Consider the following 25,619-nt stretch of genomic DNA (forward strand, 5'->3'; position numbering starts at 1 on the left):
CCACGTCGATAAAGACAGCATAATGCTGCGACCACAGGGCATCGTAAAAATGGCGGTCCGGATGACCGTCGTCCCGCCATTGCATGGGCGAGCGGAGCCGCTTCAGCGCGGCTGACCGCGCGATTCTAAAGTTCGCTGAGCGCGGACCAGTTGCCGCCTTGCAGCTTCGACCCTAGCAGTGGAGCATCGGCCGTCGCACCGCGAACCATCAAGACCGGCTCGGCACCCGTATTTCGAACGAATTGGGGCGCACCTTTGACGGGCCCGAGGTCGGTCGAAACGCCGTCTTTCCAGACGCATAGATTCGGATATTCGCGTGTATATTTATCATGATATTCGAACCATTTTTCAGGTCCGCAATTTCCCGCGACGATCAGCTTGTCCGCTGCGAAGGTCGCCGTCGCATTGGTCCAATTCTCTCTTAGGCCGAGTGCGGTCTTCGTCCAGGTCGTGTTCGCCGACAACGCCCCCGGCGACGACTGCCGGTAGACAATGAAGTCGCTGACATTTCGTCCAACCACATCTTTGGTGATGACGGTCACGCTGCCGTCCCCGGCGGTTAGCATGATCGGGTCCATGTGCGACCCGGCCGTGATAGCGACGTCATGAAAAATGGCCTGCCCGGGTTGAACCTGCGAGCGGATCAGGACCGTCCCGAGCGGCGCAGTCGCCCTCACCGCGATGGCGAGCGCCCCGGATGCATCCTTCGCGAAGGCCGGCTCACCGACTCCGACCAGGCCCGTCAGTTGCCACGGGCTCCACGCTCCGCCAACACTGACTTCCGCGCGGTAGAGTACGCTTCGGTCGGCCGATCGGGCCGCCACGGCGACGCGTCCGTCGCTGTTAGCCATGGCTTGAGGTGATGAAACGATGATCTGGTCAATCCATGTGGCAGTCGGCCGCCATGTGCCGCCCTCTGATGAAACATGGAGCACGTCGTTCTGCGCCGTGCGCACGAAAATAGACTGCCGCGCATCGCCGCCTGCGGCAACCGCCGGCACACCCGCGAATCGTCCTTCGATCGATGAGTCCGCGCGCGATCGCCCACTCCAGACATGCAACTGATTGTCCTCGCCGCCCACGTAAGCAACGACCTGCCCGCCTTGGGCATCGGCCGTGCCCGACTGACCGGCTTGTGCGCCGGGTCCGTCCGTGTTGCGTATGAGGATGTACTGAGCGCGCAGCCATTTCGATTCCGGATTCGCCGGCCACGCACACGCAGGCTGTGCGGTGGAAGAAGCGCGGGAACAACTATATCGGCTGTCGTGAATGCCGTACCACGCCGCTACACGCGATTTCGTGTCGGCCTCACCAGAAGTCAGGTTCGCCGTTCTCCCTGCCGCTGGATCCCCCACATAAAACTGGGTCGCAGCAGGCTGCCCGGAGATGCGCAGAGCCTCCAGCGCTAGTTTTGCACTGGCGACGCGATCCGCATGATCGTTACTTTCACCACATAGCTCACACAACTTGTCATAGGCGGTCTTGATGAAAGGATCGTGCGTGAAGAGGATGTTCGGTTGATAAACCTTTATCAACTGGCCAAGCGTCACCTGAAAGCCTGATCTTTTATAAAGTTCAAGGCTGCTTTCAGTCGCCGCCTTATCCGCCCCTCTCACCGGATAGGCCCGGACCTCGTAATTCACGTCCGACTGCATGCGGCTCAATAACGTATGGCCACCCCGACGACCGTCCTCCCAAGCGCTGTCCACGCCAAGATGGATATGCGTGAGGCGCCCATCGGGATGGGTGTAGCGAACGGGCCTGTGCCCGTTCGCCTCGACCCTGTCCTGCGTCCACTGGACAGATTCCGGCGCCGCTGCGCCGCTCATCGACGACCATGCGATCATTGCTCCCTGGTCACGCCTTGCCGACTGTTCCCAAGTGGCTTCGCCGAACGTGCCATTTGTCAGATAGACCACCTGCGCGCAAGCGCCGCGCGCCAAGTGGCGTTGCAAGTCGTTCTGCATCAGGAACAGATCATCGTCCTGATGCGCGACTATAGCCTGAACTTTGTAGGTGCATGATGGAGCGATCGGAGTGTTCGCCAGAGCATCACGACATAAAGCAGTACCAACTATTAGTACGATCAATGTATAGCGCATAGCTCACCTGACTTCGTGAAACTTCGTTAAGGGAAGTCGTAAGCTAACATCGCTCACAGCGATTTACATTGCCTTACTGTCGCAGACCTTCGGTTAAGATCACGCCTGGCCGCCGCCGTGTACAGTCGTCGAAATCCGACCTTTTGCCATTCGCGTTGACTTCATTCATGACTGATAGTCCAAGCCCATTTTCGGTTCGCGTCGAGCCGCTAGGTCAAAGCTTCGAAGCACCCGATTCACTCACGATCCTCGAAGCGGCCGGCTTTGCGAATCTGCGTCTGCCACGCTCGTGCCGCAACGGCACATGCCGCACATGCCTGTGCAAAATGACGGCGGGACGCGTGCGCTATACGATCGAATGGCCGGGTTTGAGTCGCGAAGAAAAAGCGGAGGGATACATCCTGCCGTGCGTGGCGATCGCGGAAACGGACGTGGTGATCGAAGCGCCCGATGCGGTTGAATTACAGCAGCCCGGCGCACGACCGCACATTCAGCCTTAACGACCGCTGCCCATTGCCCGGGCGATTTTCTTGTCAGTGGTGTACTGGCTCAACGCATACACCGACCAGATCGCGGCCGGAATCCAGCCGATCAGCGTGATCTGCAAGATCAGGCAGATGATCCCGGCAAACGGCCGCCCGATCGTGAAGAACTGAAACCACGGCAGAATGATGGCAAGCAATAGACGCATTCAGATTTCCTGTTTGTATTGACCTGGCAGTACGCGTTCAACGGGTGCAGTCGCGCTTGCGATCGCTTGAACGAGGCCGCCTAGTTGATCGGTGCGAAGCGCGGCATCTTGACGCCGTCGAGTTCGACCAGCTCAAAAAACACCGAAGCCGGACGCGTCCAGATCGTACCATTGCTGGCTTTGTAGACGATCATCGTGACCGTCGGGTCGGACTCCAGCGTGGCCTCGCAAACCAGCTCGTAAATACCGCCTTTGTAGTGTCGATAACGTACCATTCAACTACTCCTGTCCCGATCAACGGAATTTTTATACGCGGGCCGACGTCCTCCCAAGCAGAGCACGTGGTTGTGTTGCAACCGTCATTTTAAACGCCTGCCGGCGCATGAAAGATCACTGACACAGGCCACGCTGTCGCCATCGCGCAGTCTTTTCGCGTCGTGCCAAAACAGTGGCATGTCAGTACGCCAGATTTTCTGACGACAATGTCGATTTCGGGCATTCCGATTCGTCGTCGTTGTAAGAGCCCCCCGTGGATACTGAACCAGCTTCGGGGCCGTGCGGCTCCGACAACTCAATTAAGGAGAAGGACAATGCGCGTCATGGTAATGGTGAAAGCTACAAGCGATTCCGAGGCCGGCACAATGCCCAGCACGGAACTGCTTGCGGCAATGGGCAACTTCAATGAAGAACTCGTGAAGGCAGGCGTGATGCTCGCGGGCGAAGGCTTGCACGCGAGCGCAAGAGGCAAGCGGGTGCACTTCTCAGGCAGCCGGCGGACCGTGATCGATGGCCCCTTCACGGAGACCAAAGAACTCGTCGCAGGGTTCTGGCTGTGGCAAGTCAAGTCGATGGAAGAGGCCGTCGAATGGGTCAAGCGCTGCCCCAACCCCATGATCGGCGACTCCGATATCGAAATTCGCCCACTATTCGAAGCCGATGATTTCGGCGCGGAGCTGACACCCGAGTTGCGGGCCCAGGAAGAGCGCCTGCGCGCTGAGGCCGAAGGCGGGGCGAACAGGCCACGCTAATGCGGGGTGCGGGGGCGCCAACTGCGATCTGAGAACCGTCAGCCGCCTTCTTTCATCTGCTTCAGAATTTTGTAGACGGTGGCGCGCCCCATCGTCAGTACCGCGGCTACATAGTTCGCTGAACTGCGGCCGCGAAACGCGCCCTGCGCGTGCAGCGCCTCGACGATTTCCCGCTTGTGTTCGCGCGTAAGCGCATTGATGCCGATTTGCCGCTCACGCAGCCAGGTGTGCAGGAACGTGTTGATGCGGTCCTGCCAGTCGTCGCGGAACAGTTCCTCCGCGGGCGCGTCCGTCAGATTGCCGCCTTTGATGAACAGATCGAGCGTGGAGCGCACATCTTCGAACACCGCGATGTTGAAGTTGATGCACAGCATGCCGGCCGGCTTGCCCTCGTCGTCAAACAGGATGTTGCTCACGCAGCGCATGCGACGGCCGTCCCAATTGAGCTTCTCGTACGGCCCGATCGTCTGGCCGCGCGCCGCGTAGTGGACTTCGTCGAGCACCGAGGGGCCGCCGACTTCGAGCTTCGACAGGTTGTTCACGAGATACGCGATGGTCTGATCGCGCAGGTCGTGAATCACGACTTCGGCACACGGATAGAACAGCGCAGCGATGCCGTCCGCAATGGGTGCGTAGCGGTCCAGCAGCAGGTCTTTCACAGGAGAGACGGTTGTCTTGCGCATTGAGAAATCGCTGTGTTCGAGGGATGCGGCACTGCTTTCGCCCTGATGGGCCAAGCGGGGTGCCAAGGTTATGGCCAGCAGGCGAGGCAGACATAACGATGCCGGGCAGCCGCGCGCTGCAACTCGCCATTGTAACGACCCCAATCGGTGGCGGCGACCGCAATGGCACGGCGACCGTGCGGCAGCGATTTTATTGCGGGGCCGCATCGCACGCGGGGCTTTGATGGGCACTTGACGACATGCTGCCTGCACGTTCCGGTTGTTGCATCCGCACACAACGAATTTTGTCCGCTTGGCGAGCGCTTTTTTTTCGTGCGATAAAAGAACCAACTATTTCACGGAGCAGCAGATGGCCACGCTCGAAGCGTTTCGCGCCGTGCTCGATGACGAAGGCACGCCGGAAATCATTCGCAATCACATCATCGATTCGTTGCAATACACGCTGCGCAATCACGGGCAGATTTTTACGTCGAAGGAAGTCGAATGGCTTGCCGGCTGGGATGATGCGCGCATTCCGCTCGCCGCTTCACGCGAACTGCAGAAGCGCATCGCCGAAACCACCCGCTGAAGCTCGTCCGCCTTCGCCGCCACGACGCTCCCTCATATACGGCGTGCCAGTCACACCCCGGCGCGCCGTCCGCGGCAGCCCTTTCTTGCTCAAAGCCCCACCGGCTGGGCGATTTGCCCGCGCGCGGAAGTTTTTGCTATCCAATTAGCCCCATTTAGTGCATCATATTGGAATAGCTGTATTCCGCATTCGAAGCACCGGCAGTACAAAGCAGTATCAATCGGCGTCTCCGCACCACCCCCGACTGTTCGACCGCTGCCTGTCGGCGATCCCGTCACTCCGGCAATGCGCCGCCTGCATTCGCCGTCGCGAGTTGTGCAGCTGAGTGGTTCATTTACGCGCCCGATGTCTGCGCGACATCAGCGTGTTTCTTCTCCATCGAATCCGCGATTTTGCGCGGCCGCGCTCATGCCCTTGCCATCGGGCCTGTGCCAACCTTTTTCCCATGGCTGCGCGCCCCAAGGTGCTGCGCAGCCGGGCCTGTTGTGCCGCGCGTAACACGCGTGACACGGGGGCCACGTAATACAGGACACATGCTTCATGAATTCAGTTGTCAAGACGTACAAGGGTTACGAAATTCACCCGCTCGTCTATCCGCGCCGTCCGGCGGACGGTCAGACGACCCGCAATCCGGACGCAGGTTACGACGCGTCGGTGCGCATCTGCCGCGTAGGCGCCAATCCGGCAGCCGACGGGCGTGTGTTCCGTCTGCAGTATCTGTTTCCGTTCGACGGCACGGGCAAGGCGCGCATTGCGTGCATGGCCCACGCCGAGCAATTGATTGACGGCCGTGTAGACGGCCAGTCCGTCGCCGATCTTTGAGCGGTACTATCAGCGAATTCGCTGGTGCCGCAGCGCAGCTGGCCTGAAAGCCAACTGTCAACCGTATCAGATGTTGCGCCAGGCTTAGCTGCGCGGCCAACACCCACTTATCCCATCGACCAGGAGTTATGCATGGCGAAAGAAGAACTGCTTGAACTTGACGGTATCGTCGACGAAGTACTTCCGGATAGCCGTTACCGCGTGACGCTCGACAACGGCGTCGTGGTTGGCGCTTACGCGTCCGGGCGCATGCGCAAGAATCACATCCGTATTCTCGCGGGCGACCGCGTGACGCTGGAATTGTCGGTTTACGATCTGACCAAAGGCCGGATCAACTTCCGTCACAAAGACGAGCGCGCCACCGGTGGCGGCGGTGCTCGCAATTCGCAATTCCGTCGCCGTTAAGGCTGGCGGCACGCTGACCGCGTCTTAGCGGTTGTTGCGTGGCCTATTGCTGTTCGTTGTTCGCGAAGCCTTTCGCGCGCCTCCTCCGGCTTGATCTCCTTGACTCGAGCCTGAGCGGCGCGCTGCGGCGTCGTATGAATTGCATGCTTTGCAACCGTTTTGCAACCGCTTTACACCCAACACGCGCTGTGTCTGGTCGACCGTTTTGCTGAGTCGTCTTGCGCATAGCCGCAACTAGCGCCCGCCTCAGCGGCTTGCGCTGTCCTTCCGCAGTCGGGTGTCTCGCACCCATGCGCACTGCACTGCTTCTTTTTTACCCCCCGAACACCGCACCGATATCCTCTCCGGCGGCGCTTTTGCGCACCTGCTCGACCACCCGCTCCTCCAACTCCGACAGGTGCTCGCGCATCGCTGCCAGTGCCGCATGCAGGTCTCCCGCGTCGAGTGCTTCGATGATTTGCATGTGCTCGTCCGCGGAGCAGGTCGAACCCTTCGAGGGATCGAACAACGCCTTGTACAACTCGGTTTTCGCGACGAGTTGTCCAACCAGGCCGAGCAATTCCGTACCGCCTGCGAGTTCCGTCAACAACACATGAAACTGGCCCGCGAGCCGCACGGAGTCCTCGACTGCGCCAGCGCGTGACGCCTTCTCCTCGCCACGAACGTGGGCGCGCAGGCGGCGCTTGTGAGCCGCACTCAAACTCCCGCACAAAGCCGCGACAATGCCCGCCTCGACAATTTGCCGGGCGCGATACACCTGACGGATATCTTCTTCCGATGGCGATGGCACAAACGCGCCGCGATTCGCCTCGAGCACCAGCTTGCCCTCGAAGCCCAGCCGCGCGAGCACCTTGCGCAATGCGCCGCGCGTACAACCGAACGCGGCGGCGAGATCGCGCTCGACCAGTTGCGCACCCGGCCGCAGACGGCCCTGCAACAACGCCGCGGTAATCGACGCGTAAATACGCTCTTCGACGCTGATCGCGTCGTCGCCGATCGCGGTGTTAAGCGGCGTTTCTGCATCGGCAGACGATGCACTTCGGGAACGTGGGGTCATGGAACTCAGTGACGGGAATGGAGCGATGTCGCCCGGCATTCTAGCGGCGGCGGACCGCAAACGCCATGCGCGTATAGCGCCATCTATACCGGACATCAGCTAAATGGTTAACCATTTTAAGTTATTATGGTTGACCAAAATGAGCAACGAACGGATTTTTTGCCTCGTTCGACACTCTTTTCCGGCCATGCCGCCAAGGTCGCGCAGTTTCTTTCGCGCTTGCGGGCGGCGCCCACCTCTCACACTCAGGTCCATCGTGAATTCGCACTCCAGCGCCACTCCCGCCCGTACCGACGCCAACGATACATCCCATGCGCTGACGTGGCAGGACACCTTATGGCTGTGCGTGATCGTGGTGATCGGCATCAATCTGCGGCCCTTACTGACGTCGATCAGTCCGTTGATGACGACGATCCGCACGGCAACCGGCCTGAGCTTTTATGGCGCTTCGTTGCTGACGAGCTTGCCGGTCGTCGCGATGGGTATTGGCGCATTCGGTGCCGGCGCGTTGACCCGCACGATCGGCGAAACGCGCGGCATCGCGCTCGGTTTGCTGGCGATCGCGCTGGCGTGCGGCGCGCGCTGGGCGACCGGAAGCGGGGCTGCCTTGCTGTTGACGGCGGCTCTGGCGGGTGTCGGCGTCGCGGCGATTCAGGCGCTGCTGCCCGCCGTCATGAAGCAGCGCTTCAATGCGCGGGTGCCACTGGCGATGGGAGTCTTCTCGGCGTCGATCATGGGCGGCGGCGGGCTGGGGGCGAGTTTGAGTCCGTGGGTGAGCAACGCGATGGGGTCATGGCATGCTGGGCTCGCGGTGTGGGCCATTCCTGCTCTGATTGCACTGATCTGCTGGTTGAGCTTGAATCTTCAATCTTCGGCCGGCGCCGCGGCACCGCCCGCTCCTGCAAACCCCGTGGCTCTTCCGCTGTGGCGCAAGCGGCGCGCGTGGACGCTTGGCCTCTACTTTGGGATCGTCAACGGCGGATATACGACACTCGTCGCGTGGCTGCCGGCGTTCTACCAGCAGCGCGGCGTGAGCGTCGCGGATAGTGGGTCGCTGCTCGCCAGCATGACCGGGTTTCAGGCTGCGTCTGCTCTATTGCTCCCGCTGGCCGCGGCGTCGTTCCGGGATCGGCGGCCGTGGTTGGTTCTGGGTTTGTCTGCCCAGTTAGCCGGGTTGCTTGGCCTGATCTTGTGGCCCGATGCAGCACCGTTGGTTTGGGTTGGTATTGCCGGCGCCGGACTTGGCGGGACGTTTTCGTTGACGCTCGTAACGGCCATGGATCATTCGGCCGATCATCGCGTCGCGGGAAGGCTGGTCGCGTTTACTCAGGGTGTCGGATTTATCGTGGCCGCGGTCGCGCCCGTTTTTGCCGGGATCGTGCGGGGTTGGAGCGGCGGGTTCGGGGCCGCCTGGGTCATGCTGGCAGTAAGCGTGGCTGCCATGCTCGCCGTCAGTTGTGTGTTTTCGCCCCGGAATTACGGGAAGTGGTATTGATTGGTGCGCTTCTTTCCTCCCGCTACCCCGTCTGACCGGGCGTAGCACCGCACTGCCAGACTGGCTGAGTCGATTCGTTCGCCCCGCGTGACTCGCGCCACTTGCCCCACTTGCGTGACCTGCGTCACTTGCGTGGTTCGCGCAACTGCGCGACGCCGTGACTGCGCAAGCAAACCACACCTGCAGTCTTACGCGCCAGGTAACTTATCCGACGAACAAATAGCCAAGCCTGATGGTTTATATCAATCAGGCTATTTATTATCCTGTTCACGCCATTCACCGAGCGCAACTACAAGAAATCAGAGAGCTAATTGACAACGTCGGAAGGTGGCACACAGCACAAGACGCCATCCACATTGATTAGTTAGGAATCTTAAGACAGTCGAAACATAGCCGGTGCGAGAAGAGCAAGGATTTGGCGCGCGGCTCGTGGATCCGGCTTATGTCCGCAGTACGACTACTTCATAAAAACAGGGGCAATCATTTCTATATGTCGTACGAGGTAGAAAAGAGATGCAGAAAGAGAGACGCGAGGGCAAGTGGCACGACTCCCTCAACGCCGTAACAGGTATCGGCGCGTTGTGGTCACACATTAAAACGCGCCGCCTGCTTGGCGGTGCGGCCTGTTTATCCTTTTCGCTGGCGCTCGCAGCGTGCGGCGGCAATAGCGGCAGCGATACAACTGCCGCCACAACACCGCCGACACTCGAGAAGACAGCAGCATTGGCAGCTTCATCGAGTAGCGTTCCACTGCAGATGTCGTTGAAGATGAACACCAGCGGCCTGTCATCAGAAGCGTCCAACGACCGCTTCATCATCAAATATAAAACCGGCACCACTGAAGGCGGATCAGCCTCCGCGGTCCAATCGAGACTGGACCGGCTTGCGGGTGCATTCCCTGCGAAAGCACGCCATTTGCGCCGTATGAGCATCGGTTCCGACGTGGTGACCACAGCGAGAAAACTGAACGGCAAAGACGCCAGAACGTTCATGCGTGCCATTGCCTCGGACCCAAACGTCGAATACATAGAAGCCGATACGGAAATGTCCGCGGCGATGGTTCCGAACGATCCGGAATATAGCAAGCAATGGGGCTTAACCTCCAACCAGAAACCCGGCACCACGACAGCGGGCATACGGGCAGAGGGCGCATGGGACATGGCAAACGGTGCGGGCTCCGTGATCGCCGTGGTGGATAACGGCGTCACCAGTCACAGCGATCTGAATGCCAACATCCTGCCCGGTTACGATTTCACCGCAAACAACCGCGGTGGCAACGGCACCAATCCAGGCATCACCACGGAGAAATGTTCGGTTCAATGGCATGGCACGCACGTCGCAGGCATCGCGGCTGCGCTGACCAATAACGGCAACGGTATCGCCGGTGTTGCGCCTGCGGCAAAAGTCGTCCCGGTCCGGGTTTTGAATGCGTGCGGAACCGGTTATACCTCCGACATCACCGACGGCATTGTGTGGGCAGCCGGCGGAAGTGTTGCGGGCGTGCCAGGCAACGCCTACCCGGCGAAGGTGATCAATGTGAGTCTCGGCGGCGGCGGTTCCTGCGGCACGACGTTTCAGAACGCCATCGACTACGCCACCAGTCGCAGCGCGGTTGTCGTCACAGCAGCCGGCAACAATAGCTTTAGCGCGACGAAATTCTCGCCGGCGAACTGCCGGAACGTGATCAGCGTCGGTGCGATCAACCGCCCAGGCTTAAGGTATGTGGAGTCGAACTTCGGGCCGGCAGTCGATCTTGCCGCGCCTGGCGACTCGATCTGGTCTACGTATAACAATGGGACCGCCGCCCCAGGGACTGAAGGGTATGGATACAGCTCCGGCACGTCGATGGCGGCACCGATGGTTAGCGGAGTTGTCGCGCTTATCCAGTCGGTGGCGCCCACGCCGCTAAGCCCAGCGGAAATACGAACCCTGCTCACACAGAACGTGCAACCGTTTCCGAGCGGCAAGCCGGATCAGCCGATCGGGGCGGGCATTCTGGATGCGACGGCAGCGGTCATGGCCGCCAGATCCGGAAAGATTCCAGCGGCAGCGAATTTTACCTGCTCACAAAGTGACCAGCTCATGCACGTGTCATGTACAGACCTCTCCACCGCCAGAGGCGCGCCGATCAGGTCGTGGGCCTGGAATTTCGGCACGGGTGGCGCTGATACTGTGTCCACGCAATCCGTTAATCCGGAGATTGACCTCGAGCAGCCCGGCACTTACGAAATCACGTTGGCAGTGACCGACAGCAACGGCGCCGTTAGCAGGTTGACGCGACGATTCGACGTCGCACCGGTGCTCGTCACGGATATCACCGACAACGACTACGGCGTGAGATTTCCGCTTCAACCTTCGGACAAGCTGTATTTCTCGGTGACTGTTCCGCCAGGTGTAAGAAGCCTGCTGGTTCCCGTGGGCATGAAGAGCCTCGCATTTAACCTGCTGCCAGCGGCATCCGGCGACGTCGCGACGCTTTACGCCAAGCGATTGACGGCTTCGATGGTCGATCCAGACTGTACGTCCGTCATGTCGGGAGGTAAGACCGCCACCTGTACATTTCCCGGCCCCGTGCCAGCAGGGACGTATTACGTCATGGTGAGCGCTGCCAAACCAGTCGACGACGTTCGCATCCAGTCTGTTGCTACTTACTATTTTCCATAAGTCGGTTGCGCACGAATGACACCCCTGTACCGCAGCGATGCAGCAGGGGCGTACTTCCCACAATCCATAGGCAAACGATGAATGACAATCACACAGCCGTGGACGTTCTCGTCGCACGTGCGGATGCGGATTTTTTCGCGCGCCGTATGACTGATGCGATGAACGCCTATCAGGCGGTGCTAATCCGACGCCCGCGCGACGCTCATGCGTTGCACCGCATGGGACTTGCCTGTGTTCATGTGAACGAGATGAGTCGGGCGCGCGACTATCTGGAGCGGGCCTTGCAAGCCGCCCCTGAGCGGGCTGAGTTGTGGGAACACGCAGGCCTGTTGGCGGCATTGAAGCGTGACCACGCATCGGCTGAAGCGTTCTATCATCGCGCGCTGCTTTTGACCGGGGGTACCGCCAGTCTTCACAGGAATCTGGCCGACTGCCTGCGATTGACCAACCGCCTAGATGAGGCAATGGTCCACTACCAGAAGTCCCTTGAAATCGAACCGCTTTTGCATCACGCCGTTCGCGCTCTGGCCAGGATCAGTGCCCAAATCGGGAAGATCGACGACGCCGCGAACTACTGGCTACGCGCGTGGACGCTCGACCCCGCCAGCCTGCAAGACGCGCTCGACCTGGTGACGGCCCTGGCAACCACTAACCGCACGCGCGAGCTTGACGACGTTATCAGGCGGACAAGAGCCCGCTTTGCCGGCGATGTCGAAGCGCTAAAGTCGCTGGCGTACGTGTTAAACACCAGCGACTGCTTCCGCGACGCGCTCAGTGTCGCCAGACAAGGACTCGCCCTCGATCCGCACCACCCGCTCCTGCATCACAACGCGGCACGCGCACTCAGCATACAAGGCAATCTTGCCGAAAGCCGGCGGCATAGTATGGAAGCGGCGCGGCTCCTGCCGGACAACCCCTACCTGCAGTTTCATCTTGCGGGCGTGCAGCTTGGCCTTGGCGAATTTGACGAAGGCTGGAAGCGGTACAGATGGTTCTACACACTCCCCGGCAAGGCAGAAGAACAGGTTCGACCTAACTTCCCCGAGTGGAACGGAGAGTCTGTCACCGGGTGCCAGTTCCTCCTTGTTGGTGAACAGGGACGTGGCGACGAAATCCAGTTCCTCAGATTCGCCGAATGGCTACATCGGCAAGGCGCAACAGTTGATGTGCTGGTTAGCCAGCCGATCGCGGAACTGGCTAGCAGCATGAAGAGCGTGCGGACCGTATTCACCACCCTGCCGTCCGGCCCCTACGAATACTGGTGTCACATGCTAAGGATACCGGAGCATATGAAACTCGATTTATCCATGCTCCCAATTGCAATGCCGTACCTCACGGCAACGCCGAAAAAGGTACGGCGCTGGCAGACTCATATCGATGCTATTTCACGCGGCAAGACGCAGGCGAAAAACAAACGCATCGGCATCGTCTGGGCAGGCAGCCCTCACCACGTTCTCGACCGTTTCCGGTCAGTCCGGCTCGATGCGCTCAAGTCCCTCTTTTCGCTTGCGGCGACGACCTGGTATTCGGTGCAGAAAGGCGACCGCGAAGATGAGAGCAAAGACCTCGCGAACGAATATGATCTGCACACACTAGGCCCCGCAATTGACGACTTTACCGACACGCTAGCGATACTGAATACGCTCGATCTGCTCATTACGGTCGACACGTCGGTCGCTCATCTTGCGGGCGCAGCGGGGCTGCCAGTTTGGGTACTCGTGCCTGCCTACTCGGAGTGGCGATGGTTGACCGGCAGGACGGACAGCCCGTGGTACCCATCGATGCGCCTGTTCCGGCAGCGCGAGTTAGGCGAGTGGGTCCCGGTGATCGAAGAAGTTCGGAATGCGCTGCGCGAGTGGCGCGACGCGCCCACGGTCCGGCTTCGCCAACCCGAGCACGCTCAATAGCCTCGCTCCATGCGCTGCTTCGGTGCATACCTCGCGCATGCCCCGTACGGGTGCAGCCCTATCACCCTCGCCGTTTTGTAAGCCCGTGATTGTGCTGCTTTCCGCATAACTGCCATCGCTTGGCATACCTGTTGCTTTATCGCTATTCAGTCGTCGATAAAACACACTCCATGCTGCGCGTCCTGCTCGTTACCGATACCGATAAACCCATTGGCGATCTGCGCGATGCCCTCGCACGCCTCGGCTATGAGATGCTGGCCGGCACGGCGACACCGCAAGCACTGCACCGCGTGGTTCAGAGCGAACGGCCGGATGTCATCATCATCGATACGGAATCGCCTTCGCGCGACACGCTCGAACAACTCGCGGTCATGAACGCCACTGCACCACGTCCCGTGCTGATGTTCAGTCACGACGCGAACCAGCAATTGATCCGCGACGCGGTCGGCGCCGGGGTCACGGCCTATCTCGCCGAAGGTCTCTCCACGGAACGGCTCGCGCCGATACTCGAAGTCGCGCTCGCACGATTTGCACAGGAGTCGCAGTTACGCGAGCGCCTCGCGCAAGTCGAAAGCGAACTCGCCGAACGCAAGCTGATCGATCGCGCCAAACGTCTGCTGATGGATCAGCAGAAGATCACCGAACATGCTGCGTACGCGATCCTGCGCAAGCGCGCGATGAATCAGGGTGTCAAACTCGCCGAAGTCGCGCGTGCCGTCGTCGCGTCCGCAGATTCGCTCAAATGAAGCGCAGATCATGAACTCTTCCGCCTCCCTCACCTCATCTTCCGCACCCACGCGGCTCGAGAAAACCCATCTGAGACTCGGCTTCGTGGCGCTGTCCGATGTCGCGCCGCTCGTCGCCGCGAAGCTGCTCGAATTCGGTCACGCACATGGTTTGACGCTGGAACTGTGCCGGCAGCCTTCATGGGCCGCCGTACGTGACAAGCTGCTGTCGGGCGATCTCGATGCAGCGCATGTGCTCTACGGACTCGTCTACGGCGTGCAGTTGGGCCTCGGCGGTCCGCAAACAGATATGGCCGTGCTGATGGTGCTCAATCGCAACGGCCAGGCTATCACGCTGTCGAACCGTCTCGCCGATGCATTGGCCGAACATGGCACCCTGCCCAAGGCTCTGGCTACGCTGGGCCGCAAACCGGTGTTCGCGCAGACCTTCCCTACCGGCACGCATGCGATGTGGCTGTACTACTGGCTCGCGTCGCAAGGTGTGCATCCGTTGCGCGATATCGAGAGCGTCGCGATCCCGCCGCCGGAAATGGTGGCTGCGCTCGCGAAAGAAAGGCTCGATGGCTTTTGTGTCGGTGAGCCGTGGAATGCCATGGCCGAAGCGGAAGGTGTCGGCCGCACCGTCACGTATACGAGCGAGGTATGGCCCGATCATGCCGAGAAAGTGCTGGCGTGCCGGCGTGACTTCGTCAGCGCCAACCCGAATGCAGCGCAAGCGCTGGTGCAAACGATGCTGGAAGCCTGCCGGTGGCTCGATGGAGTCGGACACCGCAAAGAGATTGCGCGCTGGCTCGCGCGGCCCGAATTCATCGGCATCGATGAAGCATTAATTGCGGAGCGGCTCGGCGACGAGATCGCGGCCTCGGCGCCGCGCGGGCTGCCCATGCGGTTCTTCGACAAGGGCACAGTCAATTATCCGCGAGCAGCCGAGGGTACCTGGTTTCTCACGCAGTTCGAACGCTGGGGTATGCTCGACCCCCGCGCGGATTACGCGGAAATCGCGGCGCAAATCAATCAGACGCAGTTGTATCGTGACGCCGCGGCACGCGTCGGGATAGCGGTACCAGGCGACGACATTTCGCAGGTGTTGATCGACGGCAAAGAGTGGGGCAGCAGCACGCCATCCACAGGTTATGCGCAGAGCTTCATCATTCGTAGGTAGCGCATACTCAGATCAGGCTTATGGCGAGCAGCGTTACATCGCTTTTAACGCCGGAAACAGCACGCTGACCACGAGTCCGCCGCCGGGTGCATCGCTCAACGCGATCAGCGCGCCATGCACGCGCGCGATTTCCCGCACGATCGACAAACCCAACCCGCTGCCCTCCACCGCCGGCGTCGCTTCGCTGCGATAGAAACGCTCGAAAACCACATCGCGTTCACCTACGGCAATGCCCGGTCCGTTGTCGATGACCTGCAACAGCGCCTGCTCGCCTTCACATGCAACGCGTACGGTAATCACCGCCCCATCACCCGAATAACGAATCGCGTTGTCAATCAGATTGCCGACCAGTTCCGCAAGCAGATCGGTCTGACCCATCACGTCGATACGCAGGTCCTGTTCGAAGCCGAGATCGATGCCACGCGAGCGCGCCACCGGCGACCAGTCGAGCGTCACGCTACGCGCCACCTTGTGCAGCGGCACGGCGGCATGCCTGACCGTGTAACCGCTGTCCGCGTCGAGCCGCGAAAGCGAAAGCAATTGCTGCACGATGCGCACCGCCTGCTGCACCGCGCGACTCAGCCGCCGCAAATGCACGCCCTGCCGACGATTGCCGCTCGAAGTCTCCTCACCACCGTCGATATCGCGCAGCGCCAATTCGGACTCCGCCTGAATGATCGCAAGCGGTGTCTTCAACTGATGCGCGGCGTCGTTGAAAAATCGCCGGCGCGACAACTGCATCAACTGCGTGCGCCCGATGTACTGATTGATCGAATCGACCAGCGGCGCGACTTCACTCGGCAGGCCCACCGTATCGAGCGGCGTTGGATCGTCTTCAGTACGCGCTGCAACTTTTGCCGACAAGCGGTTCAGCGGCCGCAAACCGCGCGCAACACCCAGCCATACGATGCCTAGCGCGAGCACGACCAGCAGGAATTCCTGTTGCAAGGAGCCGGTCAGAATCTCGCGCGCCAACGCCTGGCGCTGCTCGATCGTTTCGCCGACCCGCACCATAACCACGCGCGTCTGCGCTGACGGCACGTCGTGGACCGGCAATCGCAGCATTGCGATACGTAACGGCCGTCCGCGAAACACATCGTCATAAAACAGCACGCTGTAGGGTTCTGCAAGCGTCTTCGTGCCTGACGGCAGATCCGGATAGCCCGTCACCACCGGGCCACCCTCCTCGCGAATCTGATAGTAAATATTGCCGCCGCCGTTCGATTCGAACATCTCCAGCGCGAGATACGGCAGATCGACTTCGATCTCACCGTCGCGCAAACGGATGCCGTCGCGTATCGACCGGAGCGAGAACTCCAACGTGCGATCGAAGGCCGCGTGCGCCGCGTTCATCGCGCGTTGATACGTGAGCCATGCATCGAAGGCGAGCAGCAGAAGCAGCGGCAGCAACAACCAGAGCGCGACCCGTACGCGCAGATTCGGCCGCGTCATGCGTCTTTCGCTTCCAGCAGATAGCCAAGTCCGCGCAGCGTCACGATGCCGACCGAACTGCGCTCGAGCTTTTTGCGCAAGCGGTGCACGTAGATCTCGATGGCATCGGCATTCACCGATTCATCGAGCCCAAAAATTTTCTCCGAGAGCGTGTCCTTGTTGATCGCGCGGCCGTTGCGCAGGATCAGTACCTCGAGCACCGAACGTTCGCGTGGTGTTAGCGCGAGCGGTTCGCCGTCGAGCGTAAAGCCGCGATCGACACTGTCGTAGAGCAGCGTGCCGCATTGTGCGTGCAGCGGTTCCTGCCCATGACTGCGACGCAGCAGGGCCCGCGCACGCGCCTCGAGTTCGGTGAGCGCAAATGGCTTGGCGAGGTAATCGTCCGCGCCGAGATCGAGACCGCGCACGCGCTCTTCCACCGAACCATGCGCGGTCAGCATCAACACCGGCACCGCGTTACGCCGCGCGCGCAGACGGCGCAACACTTCGAGGCCGTCTAGCTTGGGCAAGCCGATATCGAGAATGACCAGCGCATAGTCTTGCGTGCGCAAAACGTGGTCGGCGGACTCGCCGTCATGCATGCAATCAACGGTGAGTTTCGCGCCGGTCAGCGCATCGGTTAGCGAACGGGAAAGGATTGGATTGTCTTCGACGAGCAGCACACGCATAACCAGAATCCCAGGGAAATCCATGAGGCGAATTCGACCATTGTGACGCATTTCTTTCGAAAACTGAAAGCATTCAGAAAGCACACGTCTCTTACCATTCGCCTACACAAAACAAACACAATGTTTTCTGGAGGAAGACGTGCACATCTCTTTGAAGTATCTTGCCGCAGCCGTTGCATTCGCCGCAAACTCAGCATGGGCCGCCTTTCCGGCTGGTTATCCCAGTGACTACCAGGCCACCGTCGATGGGGCGAAGAAGGAAGGCAAGCTGATCGTTTATTCGGTCACGGACACCGCCCTGGTACGCCCACTCATCAAGGATTTTGAAAGCCTGTACGGCATCAAGGTCGAATACAACGATATGAACAGCACCGAGCTGTACAACCGCTACATCAGCGAAAACGCGGCCAGCAGCACCAGCGCCGACGTGCTGTGGAGCTCGGCGATGGACTTGCAGATCAAGCTCGTCAACGACGGTTTGATGGCCAGTTACGAATCGCCTGAGGCGAAGCAGTTGCCGCAGTGGGCGCAGTATCAGAAGCAGGCCTACGGCACCACGTACGAGCCTCTTGCGATCGTCTACAACAAGCGCCTCCTGCCTGCCGGCGAAGTGCCGCAAACGCGCGCCGATCTGATCAAGCTGCTACAAAGCAAGCCGGATCAGTTCAAGGGCAAGGTCACCACTTACGACATCGAAAAATCCGGTGTCGGCTTCAACTATCTGACGCAAGACGCGCGCGTCAATCCGCAAGTCACGTGGGACCTCGTGAAAGCAATGGGCGCAACCGGTCCGAAACTGCAATCGAGTACCGGCGCGATGATGGAGCGCATTTCTTCGGGTGAAAATCTGATCGGCTACAACATTCTCGGTTCGTACGCGCTCACCAAAGCGAAGAAAGATCCGTCGATCGGCTATGTCTATCCGAAGGACTACACGCTGGTGGTGAGCCGCCTCGTGACGATTTCGAAGAAGGCGCAAAGCCCGAACGCCGCGAAGTTATGGGTCGATTATCTGCTGTCGCAACGCGGTCAGACCTTGCTCGCAAATCAGGCCAGCCTGTTCTCGATTCGCGCGGACGTCGAAGGTGAAACGTCGATGGCCGGCCTGACGAAGCAGCTCGGCGACTCGCTCAAACCGATTCCGATCGGCGCCGGCCTGCTGGTCTATCTCGACCAGTCCAAGCGGCTTGAATTCCTCAAGCAATGGCAACAGTCGATCAAACGCTAAGCCTCGACTGACCTGACGGTGTCTGCGCTGAAACGCGCGGACGCCACGCCATCCTTCACTACCTGTCGATATGCGGCTTCCACGCCGCAGGGGGACACTCATGCTTTCCACTAGCGCAACCGGACACCGCGATGCACGACCACTCGCGGCCGACGGCGGCACGATAGGCGCGCTGCCGCGCGGCGGTCTGCAGCCGTTTGCGGGGCTGCTGCGCTGGCTCGTCGTCGCGGTGCTGACCGTCGCGGTGGCGCTGCCGCTCGGCTTCATTCTGTTCCAGAGCGTGCTGAACGCGCCGTTCTTCGACGCCAAACGCACATTCGGTCTTGCCGGTTTCGAATTCATTTTCAGCGACCCTGACTTCTGGTCCGCGCTGAAGAACTCTTTCGTCATCGCGGCCGGGATGCTGTTCATCTCGATCCCGCTCGGCGGCGTTCTCGCGTTCCTGATGGTGCGTACCGATCTGCCCGGCCGCCGCTGGCTCGAACCGCTGCTGCTCACCCCCGTGTTCGTTTCGCCGATGGTGCTCGCGTTCGGCTATGTGGTCGCAGCCGGCCCGGTCGGCTTCTATTCGGTCTGGTGGAAGGAACTTTTCGGCACCGCCGAAGCGCCGTGGAGCGTGTACTCGATTTTCGCGATCACGATTATCGTCGGACTCACGCACGTGCCGCACGTGTACCTGTATTCGTCGGCGGCGTTGCGCAATCTCGGCTCGGATGTCGAAGAAGCGGCGCGCGTCGCCGGTGCGCGGCCGTTCCGTGTCGCGCTCGACGTCAGCCTGCCGATGACGCTGCCCGCCCTGCTGTTCGCCGGCGTGCTGGTGTTCTTCCTTGGCTTCGAAGTGTTCGGCCTGCCGCTCGTACTCGGCGACCCCGAAGGACACCTCGTGCTGGCGACGTATCTGTACAAGCTCACCAACAAGCTCGGCGTGCCCTCGTATCACCTGATGGCCGCAGTGGCCGTGTGCATCGTCGCGATCACGTTCCCGCTGGTGCTGCTGCAACGACGCTTGCTGAAGAGCGCGAACCGCTTCGTCACGGTCAAGGGTAAAGCGGGACGGCAGACCGTTCTGCCACTCGGGGCATGGCGTTGGGTTGCGCTGGCGATCGTCGCGCTGTGGCTGCTGCTCACGGTGTTCGTGCCGCTCTCCGGGATCACGCTGCGCGCGTTCGTCACCAACTGGGGCGAAGGTGTGAATCTGGCCGAAGTGCTGACACTCGCCAATTTCACCGAACTGTTCGAACAGGACAACCTGGTTCGCGCGATTCTCAATACGCTCGGCATCGGCGTGATCGGTGGCGCGCTTGCAGTGGGCTTCTATTCGCTGGTGGCATTCGCCGGCCACCGCCGCAACGACTGGGCCACACGCCTGCTCGACTACCTCGTGCTGCTGCCGCGTGCAGTGCCCGGCCTGCTCGCCGGTCTCGCGTTCCTGTGGATCTTCCTCTTCGTGCCCGGCTTGAAGGAACTGAAGAACTCCATGTGGAGCATCTGGATCGCGTACACGGTCGTGTGGCTCGCGTACGGCATGCGTCTGATTCAAAGCGCGCTGCTGCAAGTCGGGCCTGAACTCGAAGAAGCGGGACGCAGCGTCGGCGGCACGCGGGCGCGCGTCAGTCTCGACGTCACGCTGCCACTCGTGCGTTTTGGCTTGCTCGCGGCATGGCTCCTGATCTTCATGATCTTCGAGCGCGAATACTCGACTGCCGTCTATCTGCTCTCGCCCGGCACGGAAGTGATCGGCGCGCTACTGGTGTCGCTATGGGCGACCGGCGCGGTCGATCAGGTCGCGGCGCTTTCTGTCATCAACATCGCGATGGTCGGCGCCGGACTCGGTGTCGCCCTGCGCTTCGGAGTGAAATTGCATGGATAAGCTCTCGGTCGACAACCTGTTTCTCAGCTATGGCGACAGCCCGATCCTGAAGGGCGTGTCGTTCGAACTGAATCCCGGCGAAGTGGTATGCCTGCTTGGTGCATCGGGCAGCGGAAAAACCACCTTGCTGCGCGCGGTCGCGGGACTCGAGCAGCCCTCTTCGGGCCGTATCGAACTGGACGGCAAGGTGTTCTTCGACGGCGCTTCTAAAGCCGATCTGCCAGTAGAACAACGCTCGCTCGGTCTCGTGTTCCAGTCGTATGCGCTGTGGCCGCATCGCACCGTGGCGGACAACGTCGGCTATGGATTAAAGTTGCGGCGCGTGTCCGGCGCTGAGCAAAAGAAGCGCGTGCAGTCTGCGCTCGACCAGCTCGGCCTTGGTCATCTCGCCTCGCGTTATCCGTATCAGCTTTCCGGCGGCCAGCAACAACGTGTGGCGATTGCGCGGGCGCTGGTCTACAACCCGCCCGTCATTCTGCTCGACGAACCGCTGTCGAATCTCGACGCCAAGCTGCGAGAAGAAGCACGCGCCTGGTTGCGCGAACTGATCGTTTCGCTGGGCCTCTCTGCGTTGTGCGTCACGCACGACCAGACTGAAGCGATGGCAATGTCCGATCGCATCCTGCTGTTGCGCAATGGCCGGATCGAACAGGAAGGTACGCCCGCTGAACTGTATGGCGCGCCCCGCTCGCTGTACACCGCCGAATTCATGGGCAGCAATAACCGGATCGACGCACGCGTAGCCGCGGTCGACGGCGAACGCGTGCTGCTGACCGGCGACGGCTGGCAATTGCAAGCCCAGGCGCGCGAAGCGCTCACCGCAGGGCAAAACGCGCAGGCCGTGATTCGCCTCGAGCGCGTGCAGGTCGCCGATGGCCCGGGCGCGAACCGCCTCGAGGCCGACCTCATCACGTCGATGTATCTCGGCGACCGCTGGGAATACCTGTTTCATTGCGGCGATCTGCGCCTGCGTGCCTTCGGCCATGTGCCGCGCGCGGCCGGTCGTCACTGGATCGAATTCCCCGCCAACGACTGCTGGGCGTTCGCACAGGCGAGCTAAAGCGAGTTGCATCGGGCCGATAGACCCAGCAGCACCATATCCCCAACCGAAGTAAAAAAACCAACCACAGGAGACTGTTGATGAAGTGGAGTATGACGAAGGCGACCCTCGGCGTGACGTGCGCCAGCCTCGCCGGATTTGCAGCAACGGCGCATGCTCAATCGAGCGTGACCTTGTACGGAATCGTCGACGCGGGCGTCGAATACGTGAATCATGCGAGCAAGGACGGCGGCACCGCGCGTCTCGTCTCGGGCGGCAAGAACACCTCGCGCTGGGGCCTGCGTGGCGTCGAGGACCTCGGCGGCGGATTGAAGGCGGTCTTCCAGTTGGAGAGCGGCATCAACGTCGCGAACGGTCAGTTCGATGACGGCCCGGGCGCAATCTTCGACCGCCGCGCCACGATCGGTCTGAAAAACCGTTTCGGGCAAATCACGCTCGGCCGCAATTTCACGACCACCTACGACTACATGTTGCAGTTCGACCCGATGGGTTACGCGCCAAACTACTCGTGGGCGACATCATCCACCGCGACGGGTGGCCGCAAAGACGGTCTGTTCTCGCGCTCGGCCAACGCCGTGCGCTATGACGGCACGTTCTCCGGTTTCAAGTTCGGTGCAATGTACGGCTTCGGCAACGTGCCAGGCAGCATGAAGTCGAGTTCCAAGTACGACTTCGGTCTGGGCTATGAGAACGGTCCGTTCGCCGTCGTCGCCACATTCGACCGGCAGAACGGCGCCAACGACAGCGTGACGCCCGCGGATACCACCAACTACATTCAAGGCATTCACGCAGGCTTGAGCTACGACTTCGGCACGGTGAAGGCGATGGCCGGCTATCGCAACTATCGGCGCACCTTCCACACTGCCGCGCCGACGTTGCGCAGCGATATGTATTGGGTCGGCGGTCAATACGACGTGACGCCGTTCTTCTCGCTGTTTGCCGCGGTGTACCATCAGGACATCAAGAACGCGAGTGACGCCGATCCCACGCTGTTCTCGCTGCGCGCGCAATACGCATTGTCAAAGCGGACGGTGCTGTATATGGCAGGCGGTTACGCGATGGCCAGGCATGACAATGCGGTCAGCCTGTCGCGTGACCTGACCGGTGCGGCGGATACGCAAACGGGTGTGACCGCAGGGATTCAGCACCGGTTCTGAAGCATCTGGAGCGGATAACGCACCTCAAGCACCAAAACGTCCCAAACAGGGCGATGCGCGACGAAGGATTGACCTTCGCCGCGCATCGCTCGTTTGCTTTTAGATAGCTCCAGGCAATCCAGTCGTCTAGAATGAATCAGACAAGCAGCACAGCCGCTCGAGTCATATTTAGGCTGACGCATGTGTAGACCGGACCTTGCCTTGTCGACACATGCATAAGATTTCAAGCGGGGCCGACTGGGAGTCAGCATAACTAGCCCGCATCACTAGCCGATAGTGAGGAATGCCATGTCACAAACAAGCCGTGATACCGGTAAGACGTCTCGCCAACGCCTGCTATGGTTCATTGGATTATGGCTGCTCGGCGTCACCGGAACGGCACTCCTCGTGCTCCCGTTTCATCTTCTAATGTCGGCAGCAATGCATCACTAGCGTCAACGCCTGCCCTGACACCTATGCATGCGGGCGTAACGTATCGCAGTCAGCGCTGCTCGAGCGTTTTGGGTAACTGTCCAAGTTGCCGGAACACCGATAGCCAATCCTCAAGATGCCAGGTTTTCGCAATCAAACTTCCGCGCATCTGGTGGAAGGAGTGAATCGCGAAACTAATGTGTTTGGAACTTGCATCAATACCAAGCAGTTTCCCCGTTTGAGTGCCACTGATCTCCGCACGAACGCCCGCTCGGTCTCCGTGAATCAGCAAGTCGAGAATGGTGACTTTCATATCGGGAAGTGCGGTAGCGATGTCGGCGAACACCTGAACCATCTGGTCAGGTCCCGGAGTCGCCCCGGCGGGCTCCGGGATATATTCCCAATCAGCGGTGACGACCTTTCGCAACAACGCCACGCTTCTCTGCTCGATGGCGCGATAAAACGCTTCAATCGCTTGACGCGTTATATCTTCGTTGGGCGTTGTGGTCATGTTCGGATACTCCTGAAGAATGCTCACAGCAAAGCCTGGACCGAACCATCCTGCACGCGTGCCGGCATCAACGTTGCTAGCAGGCATCCGGGATGGTACGCGTCTGGTTTGCTCTGAGAAGTCTACATCGATGAGCATCCGCGCGCTTCGCGCGCTCGATCAGGCAAGGTGTCGGCGAAAAACGTGCCCGCCATAACCGAGCACGATATTGTCGACTTCAAACGGTGACGCCTCCTGCGCCTCGAGGATGAACGCAACGCTGCCGGAGGTCAGCTTGCTGGATATCGACGCGACCAATTCGTTGTCGAGCGTCTCCTTGACCGCATGCCCAGCCAGTCCACCGCCTGCCCCTATCGTGAAGCCGAGCATCGCACCAACCGGTCCACCAAGCATCCCGATCAAACCACCCGTTAGCGTACCGATCACCGTGCCCCAAAACGGCCGGGTTTGCATGTCCAGCAGGATCAGTTTGCCTGTGGCGTCCTTTTGAACCAGCACGCCGCTCTCGATTTTGAAACCAAGATCTTTTTCCTCAAAATTCCTGAAATCTCGACCGGCTCTTTCGGCAACGTCAACGCTGTCGAAAATCGCGACAATCAACTGTTGTGCCATTTGATAGCTCCTCGTATCGCTAACGTTATCTATCAAAGATAGTGATTTTCGCAGCGCGCGCCATTTGTTTATTTCCGATTCATGGTATCGGTCGAAGTGGGAATCGACCGCCGCACGTGCTCTAGCAAGAATTGCCGGCATGCAATTGTTCAGCATCGTCACAATCAGCCGTACCCGTGCGGGTATCTGGCGTTGTGTCTGACTCAGGAGATTCAGTTCGAATGGCGGCAGGTCGAAACCCGGCAGTATTCGGACCAGCCGGCCGTCTGCTAACGCATCGACGCAAGCCGGCTCTTCAAGCACCCCGATACCGACGCCCGAGAGAATCATTTCATACATGGGCCGCCAATGACTGGTCTTGACAGCGGTGCGGATCGGCGCGCTCTCCACCACGCTCACCCCGTGTCTGAGCGGCAATTGGTCCGAGCCGAACAGGCCCTGGACCCGAATGAACGGATGTTTTACCAGGTCAGACGGCTCAGTGATTGGACCGTCCTGGCTCAGATAGCCTGGCGCGGCAACAAGAACGCGCCCAACACCTCCGGCACGACCGTCTCGCCAAAACAGTGAGGTGCCGCGATGCGAATCGTTCCCTTGAGATCCTGCCCGTCGTTCGATACCTCGGCGACCGCTTGCTCCACGGCGTGCAGAATTCTCTTGCTGCGCTCGTAAAAGGTGGTGCCTTCGGGGGTGCAATTGAAAGCACGTGCGCTACGGAGCAGAAGCCGGCAGCCAAGATACTTCTCAAGCCGCTCGATGCGTTCGCTTGCGGCCGGCTGCCCGATATTGAGGTCCCTTGCCGCGCCGGAAATACTCTCGCGCTCAACCACCCTGACGTAAATCCGCATGGCTTCTAGCAGATTCATAGTGCCCAACCTCCCTTGTGCCGATCTCATGTAATTCGAGCCCATCCTTACGCATCGAAAGGCCCCAACGTGGTGACCCGGCAATGCGCATTCGATGAAGCACAGCGTAAGGCCGGGCCATCAGGCGCAGAGTGTACAAATCGGGGCGATTCGAGCCAGTACAGTTCTGCTACGATCCCTGGACCGGGCGGCGGCATGGCGATTCGAGCGCGTGTAAACCGGGGAAGAGACCGACACAACATGCCGCAGCGAAACGCAAAGGGAATCGTCCGATGAATCTCTATGAGAAGCTTGCAGACGACATCGAGAAACTGATCCGGCAAGGCGTGTACGGCCATGGCGAACGTCTGCCGTCGGTACGGCAGACCGGCCAGCAGCACCGGCTCAGCGTTACTACGGTCATCCGCGCCTATTTGCTGCTCGAAAGCCGCGGCTTGCTAACGGCCAGGCCCCA

General features: G+C 60.3%; 24 protein-coding genes and 1 pseudogene. 15 read left to right on the forward strand and 10 right to left on the reverse strand.

The annotated features are described in order from the left end of the window. Positions 1-125: 125 nt before the first annotated feature. Positions 126-2,102, reverse strand: coding sequence for a PIG-L family deacetylase (locus VFE81_RS23175; protein WP_325046825.1), 1,977 nt, complete (start codon positions 2,100-2,102; stop codon positions 126-128). A gap of 167 nt (positions 2,103-2,269) precedes the next feature. Between VFE81_RS23175 and VFE81_RS23180 the strand changes: the two genes are divergently transcribed. Next, positions 2,270-2,602, forward strand: coding sequence for a 2Fe-2S iron-sulfur cluster-binding protein (locus tag VFE81_RS23180; protein WP_325046826.1), 333 nt, complete (start codon positions 2,270-2,272; stop codon positions 2,600-2,602). Here the strand turns inward: VFE81_RS23180 and VFE81_RS23185 are convergent. After that, entirely contained in the window at positions 2,599-2,793 is a 195-nt protein-coding gene (locus tag VFE81_RS23185; RefSeq protein ID WP_325046827.1) for a YqaE/Pmp3 family membrane protein, read from the reverse strand. The genes VFE81_RS23180 and VFE81_RS23185 overlap by 4 nt on opposite strands. A gap of 80 nt (positions 2,794-2,873) precedes the next feature. Beyond that, positions 2,874-3,068 carry a DUF1653 domain-containing protein gene (locus tag VFE81_RS23190; RefSeq protein WP_325046828.1) on the reverse strand — a complete coding sequence of 65 codons (195 nt, stop codon included), beginning with the start codon at positions 3,066-3,068 and terminating at the stop codon, positions 2,874-2,876. A gap of 315 nt (positions 3,069-3,383) precedes the next feature. On the opposite strand from VFE81_RS23190, the gene VFE81_RS23195 reads away from it, so the two are divergent. Then, positions 3,384-3,821, forward strand: a complete 438-nt coding sequence (locus VFE81_RS23195) for a YciI family protein (protein ID WP_325046829.1) — start codon at positions 3,384-3,386, stop codon at positions 3,819-3,821. Positions 3,822-3,859: 38 nt separating this feature from the next. Here the strand turns inward: VFE81_RS23195 and VFE81_RS23200 are convergent, their stop codons facing one another. Then, a complete protein-coding gene (locus tag VFE81_RS23200; protein ID WP_325046830.1) occupies positions 3,860-4,504 on the reverse strand; it encodes a helix-turn-helix transcriptional regulator in 645 nt (214 codons plus the stop codon). 349 nt (positions 4,505-4,853) lie between these two features. Here VFE81_RS23200 and VFE81_RS23205 point away from each other — a divergent pair, with 349 nt between their 5' ends. The 3 genes from VFE81_RS23205 to infA all read left to right on the forward strand — a co-directional run bounded on the left by VFE81_RS23205 (position 4,854) and on the right by infA (position 6,299). Beyond that, on the forward strand, positions 4,854-5,072 hold the full coding sequence (locus VFE81_RS23205) for a hypothetical protein (RefSeq protein ID WP_325046831.1): 219 nt from the start codon (positions 4,854-4,856) through the stop codon (positions 5,070-5,072). Positions 5,073-5,612: 540 nt separating this feature from the next. Further along, a complete protein-coding gene (locus VFE81_RS23210) occupies positions 5,613-5,894 on the forward strand; it encodes a hypothetical protein (protein ID WP_325046832.1) in 282 nt (93 codons plus the stop codon). Positions 5,895-6,026: 132 nt separating this feature from the next. Further along, a complete protein-coding gene (infA, locus tag VFE81_RS23215) occupies positions 6,027-6,299 on the forward strand; it encodes a translation initiation factor IF-1 (RefSeq protein ID WP_007177610.1) in 273 nt (90 codons plus the stop codon). Positions 6,300-6,612: 313 nt separating this feature from the next. On the opposite strand, the gene VFE81_RS23220 is transcribed toward infA, so the two are convergent. Beyond that, the gene (locus tag VFE81_RS23220; RefSeq protein WP_325046833.1) at positions 6,613-7,356 is read right to left on the reverse strand and encodes a GntR family transcriptional regulator; all 744 of its coding nucleotides are present in this window, start codon (positions 7,354-7,356) and stop codon (positions 6,613-6,615) included. A 256-nt stretch (positions 7,357-7,612) separates the two neighbouring features. On the opposite strand from VFE81_RS23220, the gene VFE81_RS23225 reads away from it, so the two are divergent. From VFE81_RS23225 to VFE81_RS23245, 5 genes are all read left to right on the forward strand, one after another. Then, a complete protein-coding gene (locus VFE81_RS23225; RefSeq protein ID WP_325046834.1) occupies positions 7,613-8,851 on the forward strand; it encodes a cyanate transporter in 1,239 nt (412 codons plus the stop codon). A gap of 513 nt (positions 8,852-9,364) precedes the next feature. Continuing rightward, positions 9,365-11,515 (forward strand): S8 family serine peptidase, encoded by a 2,151-nt coding sequence (locus VFE81_RS23230; RefSeq protein ID WP_325046835.1) that lies wholly within the window; start codon positions 9,365-9,367, stop codon positions 11,513-11,515. Positions 11,516-11,592: 77 nt separating this feature from the next. Beyond that, the gene (locus tag VFE81_RS23235; RefSeq protein WP_325046836.1) at positions 11,593-13,422 is read left to right on the forward strand and encodes a tetratricopeptide repeat protein; all 1,830 of its coding nucleotides are present in this window, start codon (positions 11,593-11,595) and stop codon (positions 13,420-13,422) included. A gap of 170 nt (positions 13,423-13,592) precedes the next feature. Then, positions 13,593-14,168 (forward strand): ANTAR domain-containing response regulator, encoded by a 576-nt coding sequence (locus VFE81_RS23240; RefSeq protein ID WP_325046837.1) that lies wholly within the window; start codon positions 13,593-13,595, stop codon positions 14,166-14,168. A 10-nt stretch (positions 14,169-14,178) separates the two neighbouring features. Continuing rightward, positions 14,179-15,330 carry a CmpA/NrtA family ABC transporter substrate-binding protein gene (locus VFE81_RS23245; RefSeq protein WP_325046838.1) on the forward strand — a complete coding sequence of 384 codons (1,152 nt, stop codon included), beginning with the start codon at positions 14,179-14,181 and terminating at the stop codon, positions 15,328-15,330. A 33-nt stretch (positions 15,331-15,363) separates the two neighbouring features. On the opposite strand, the gene VFE81_RS23250 is transcribed toward VFE81_RS23245, so the two are convergent. Beyond that, positions 15,364-16,782 (reverse strand): sensor histidine kinase, encoded by a 1,419-nt coding sequence (locus VFE81_RS23250; RefSeq protein WP_325046839.1) that lies wholly within the window; start codon positions 16,780-16,782, stop codon positions 15,364-15,366. Next, complete coding sequence (locus VFE81_RS23255) at positions 16,779-17,450, reverse strand: response regulator (protein WP_201072995.1); 672 nt, start codon at positions 17,448-17,450, stop codon at positions 16,779-16,781. Before VFE81_RS23255 ends, VFE81_RS23250 begins: the two co-directional genes overlap by 4 nt. Positions 17,451-17,589: 139 nt before the next feature. Between VFE81_RS23255 and VFE81_RS23260 the strand changes: the two genes are divergently transcribed. The 4 genes from VFE81_RS23260 (at position 17,590) to VFE81_RS23275 (ending at position 22,765) form a co-directional block, all read left to right on the forward strand. Further along, positions 17,590-18,678 carry an ABC transporter substrate-binding protein gene (locus VFE81_RS23260; RefSeq protein ID WP_325046840.1) on the forward strand — a complete coding sequence of 363 codons (1,089 nt, stop codon included), beginning with the start codon at positions 17,590-17,592 and terminating at the stop codon, positions 18,676-18,678. Positions 18,679-18,778: 100 nt separating this feature from the next. Beyond that, positions 18,779-20,548 (forward strand): iron ABC transporter permease, encoded by a 1,770-nt coding sequence (locus VFE81_RS23265; RefSeq protein WP_325046841.1) that lies wholly within the window; start codon positions 18,779-18,781, stop codon positions 20,546-20,548. Continuing rightward, positions 20,541-21,608: an ABC transporter ATP-binding protein gene (locus tag VFE81_RS23270; RefSeq protein WP_325046842.1), complete on the forward strand. Its 1,068-nt coding sequence runs from the start codon at positions 20,541-20,543 to the stop codon at positions 21,606-21,608. The genes VFE81_RS23265 and VFE81_RS23270 overlap by 8 nt, the downstream gene beginning before the upstream one ends. 80 nt (positions 21,609-21,688) lie before the next feature. Continuing rightward, positions 21,689-22,765, forward strand: coding sequence for a porin (locus VFE81_RS23275; RefSeq protein ID WP_325046843.1), 1,077 nt, complete (start codon positions 21,689-21,691; stop codon positions 22,763-22,765). Positions 22,766-23,246: 481 nt separating this feature from the next. Here the strand turns inward: VFE81_RS23275 and VFE81_RS23280 are convergent, their stop codons facing one another. The 3 genes and pseudogenes from VFE81_RS23280 to VFE81_RS23290 form a co-directional block, all read right to left on the reverse strand. Continuing rightward, positions 23,247-23,687, reverse strand: coding sequence for an ester cyclase (locus VFE81_RS23280; RefSeq protein WP_325046844.1), 441 nt, complete (start codon positions 23,685-23,687; stop codon positions 23,247-23,249). Positions 23,688-23,846: 159 nt separating this feature from the next. Continuing rightward, a complete protein-coding gene (locus VFE81_RS23285) occupies positions 23,847-24,440 on the reverse strand; it encodes a DUF1269 domain-containing protein (protein ID WP_325046846.1) in 594 nt (197 codons plus the stop codon). After that, positions 24,426-25,165: pseudogene (locus VFE81_RS23290) on the reverse strand (LysR family transcriptional regulator); the annotation flags it as partial. The gene VFE81_RS23285 and the pseudogene VFE81_RS23290, both read right to left, overlap by 15 nt. A gap of 272 nt (positions 25,166-25,437) precedes the next feature. On the opposite strand from VFE81_RS23290, the gene VFE81_RS23295 reads away from it, so the two are divergent. Beyond that, positions 25,438-25,619, forward strand: a 182-nt coding sequence (locus VFE81_RS23295) for a GntR family transcriptional regulator (RefSeq protein WP_325046845.1), incomplete at its 3' end; no start/stop codon positions are given.

The sequence above is a fragment of the Paraburkholderia sp. genome, from assembly GCF_035656215.1.
Taxonomy (GTDB): Bacteria; Pseudomonadota; Gammaproteobacteria; order Burkholderiales; family Burkholderiaceae; genus Paraburkholderia.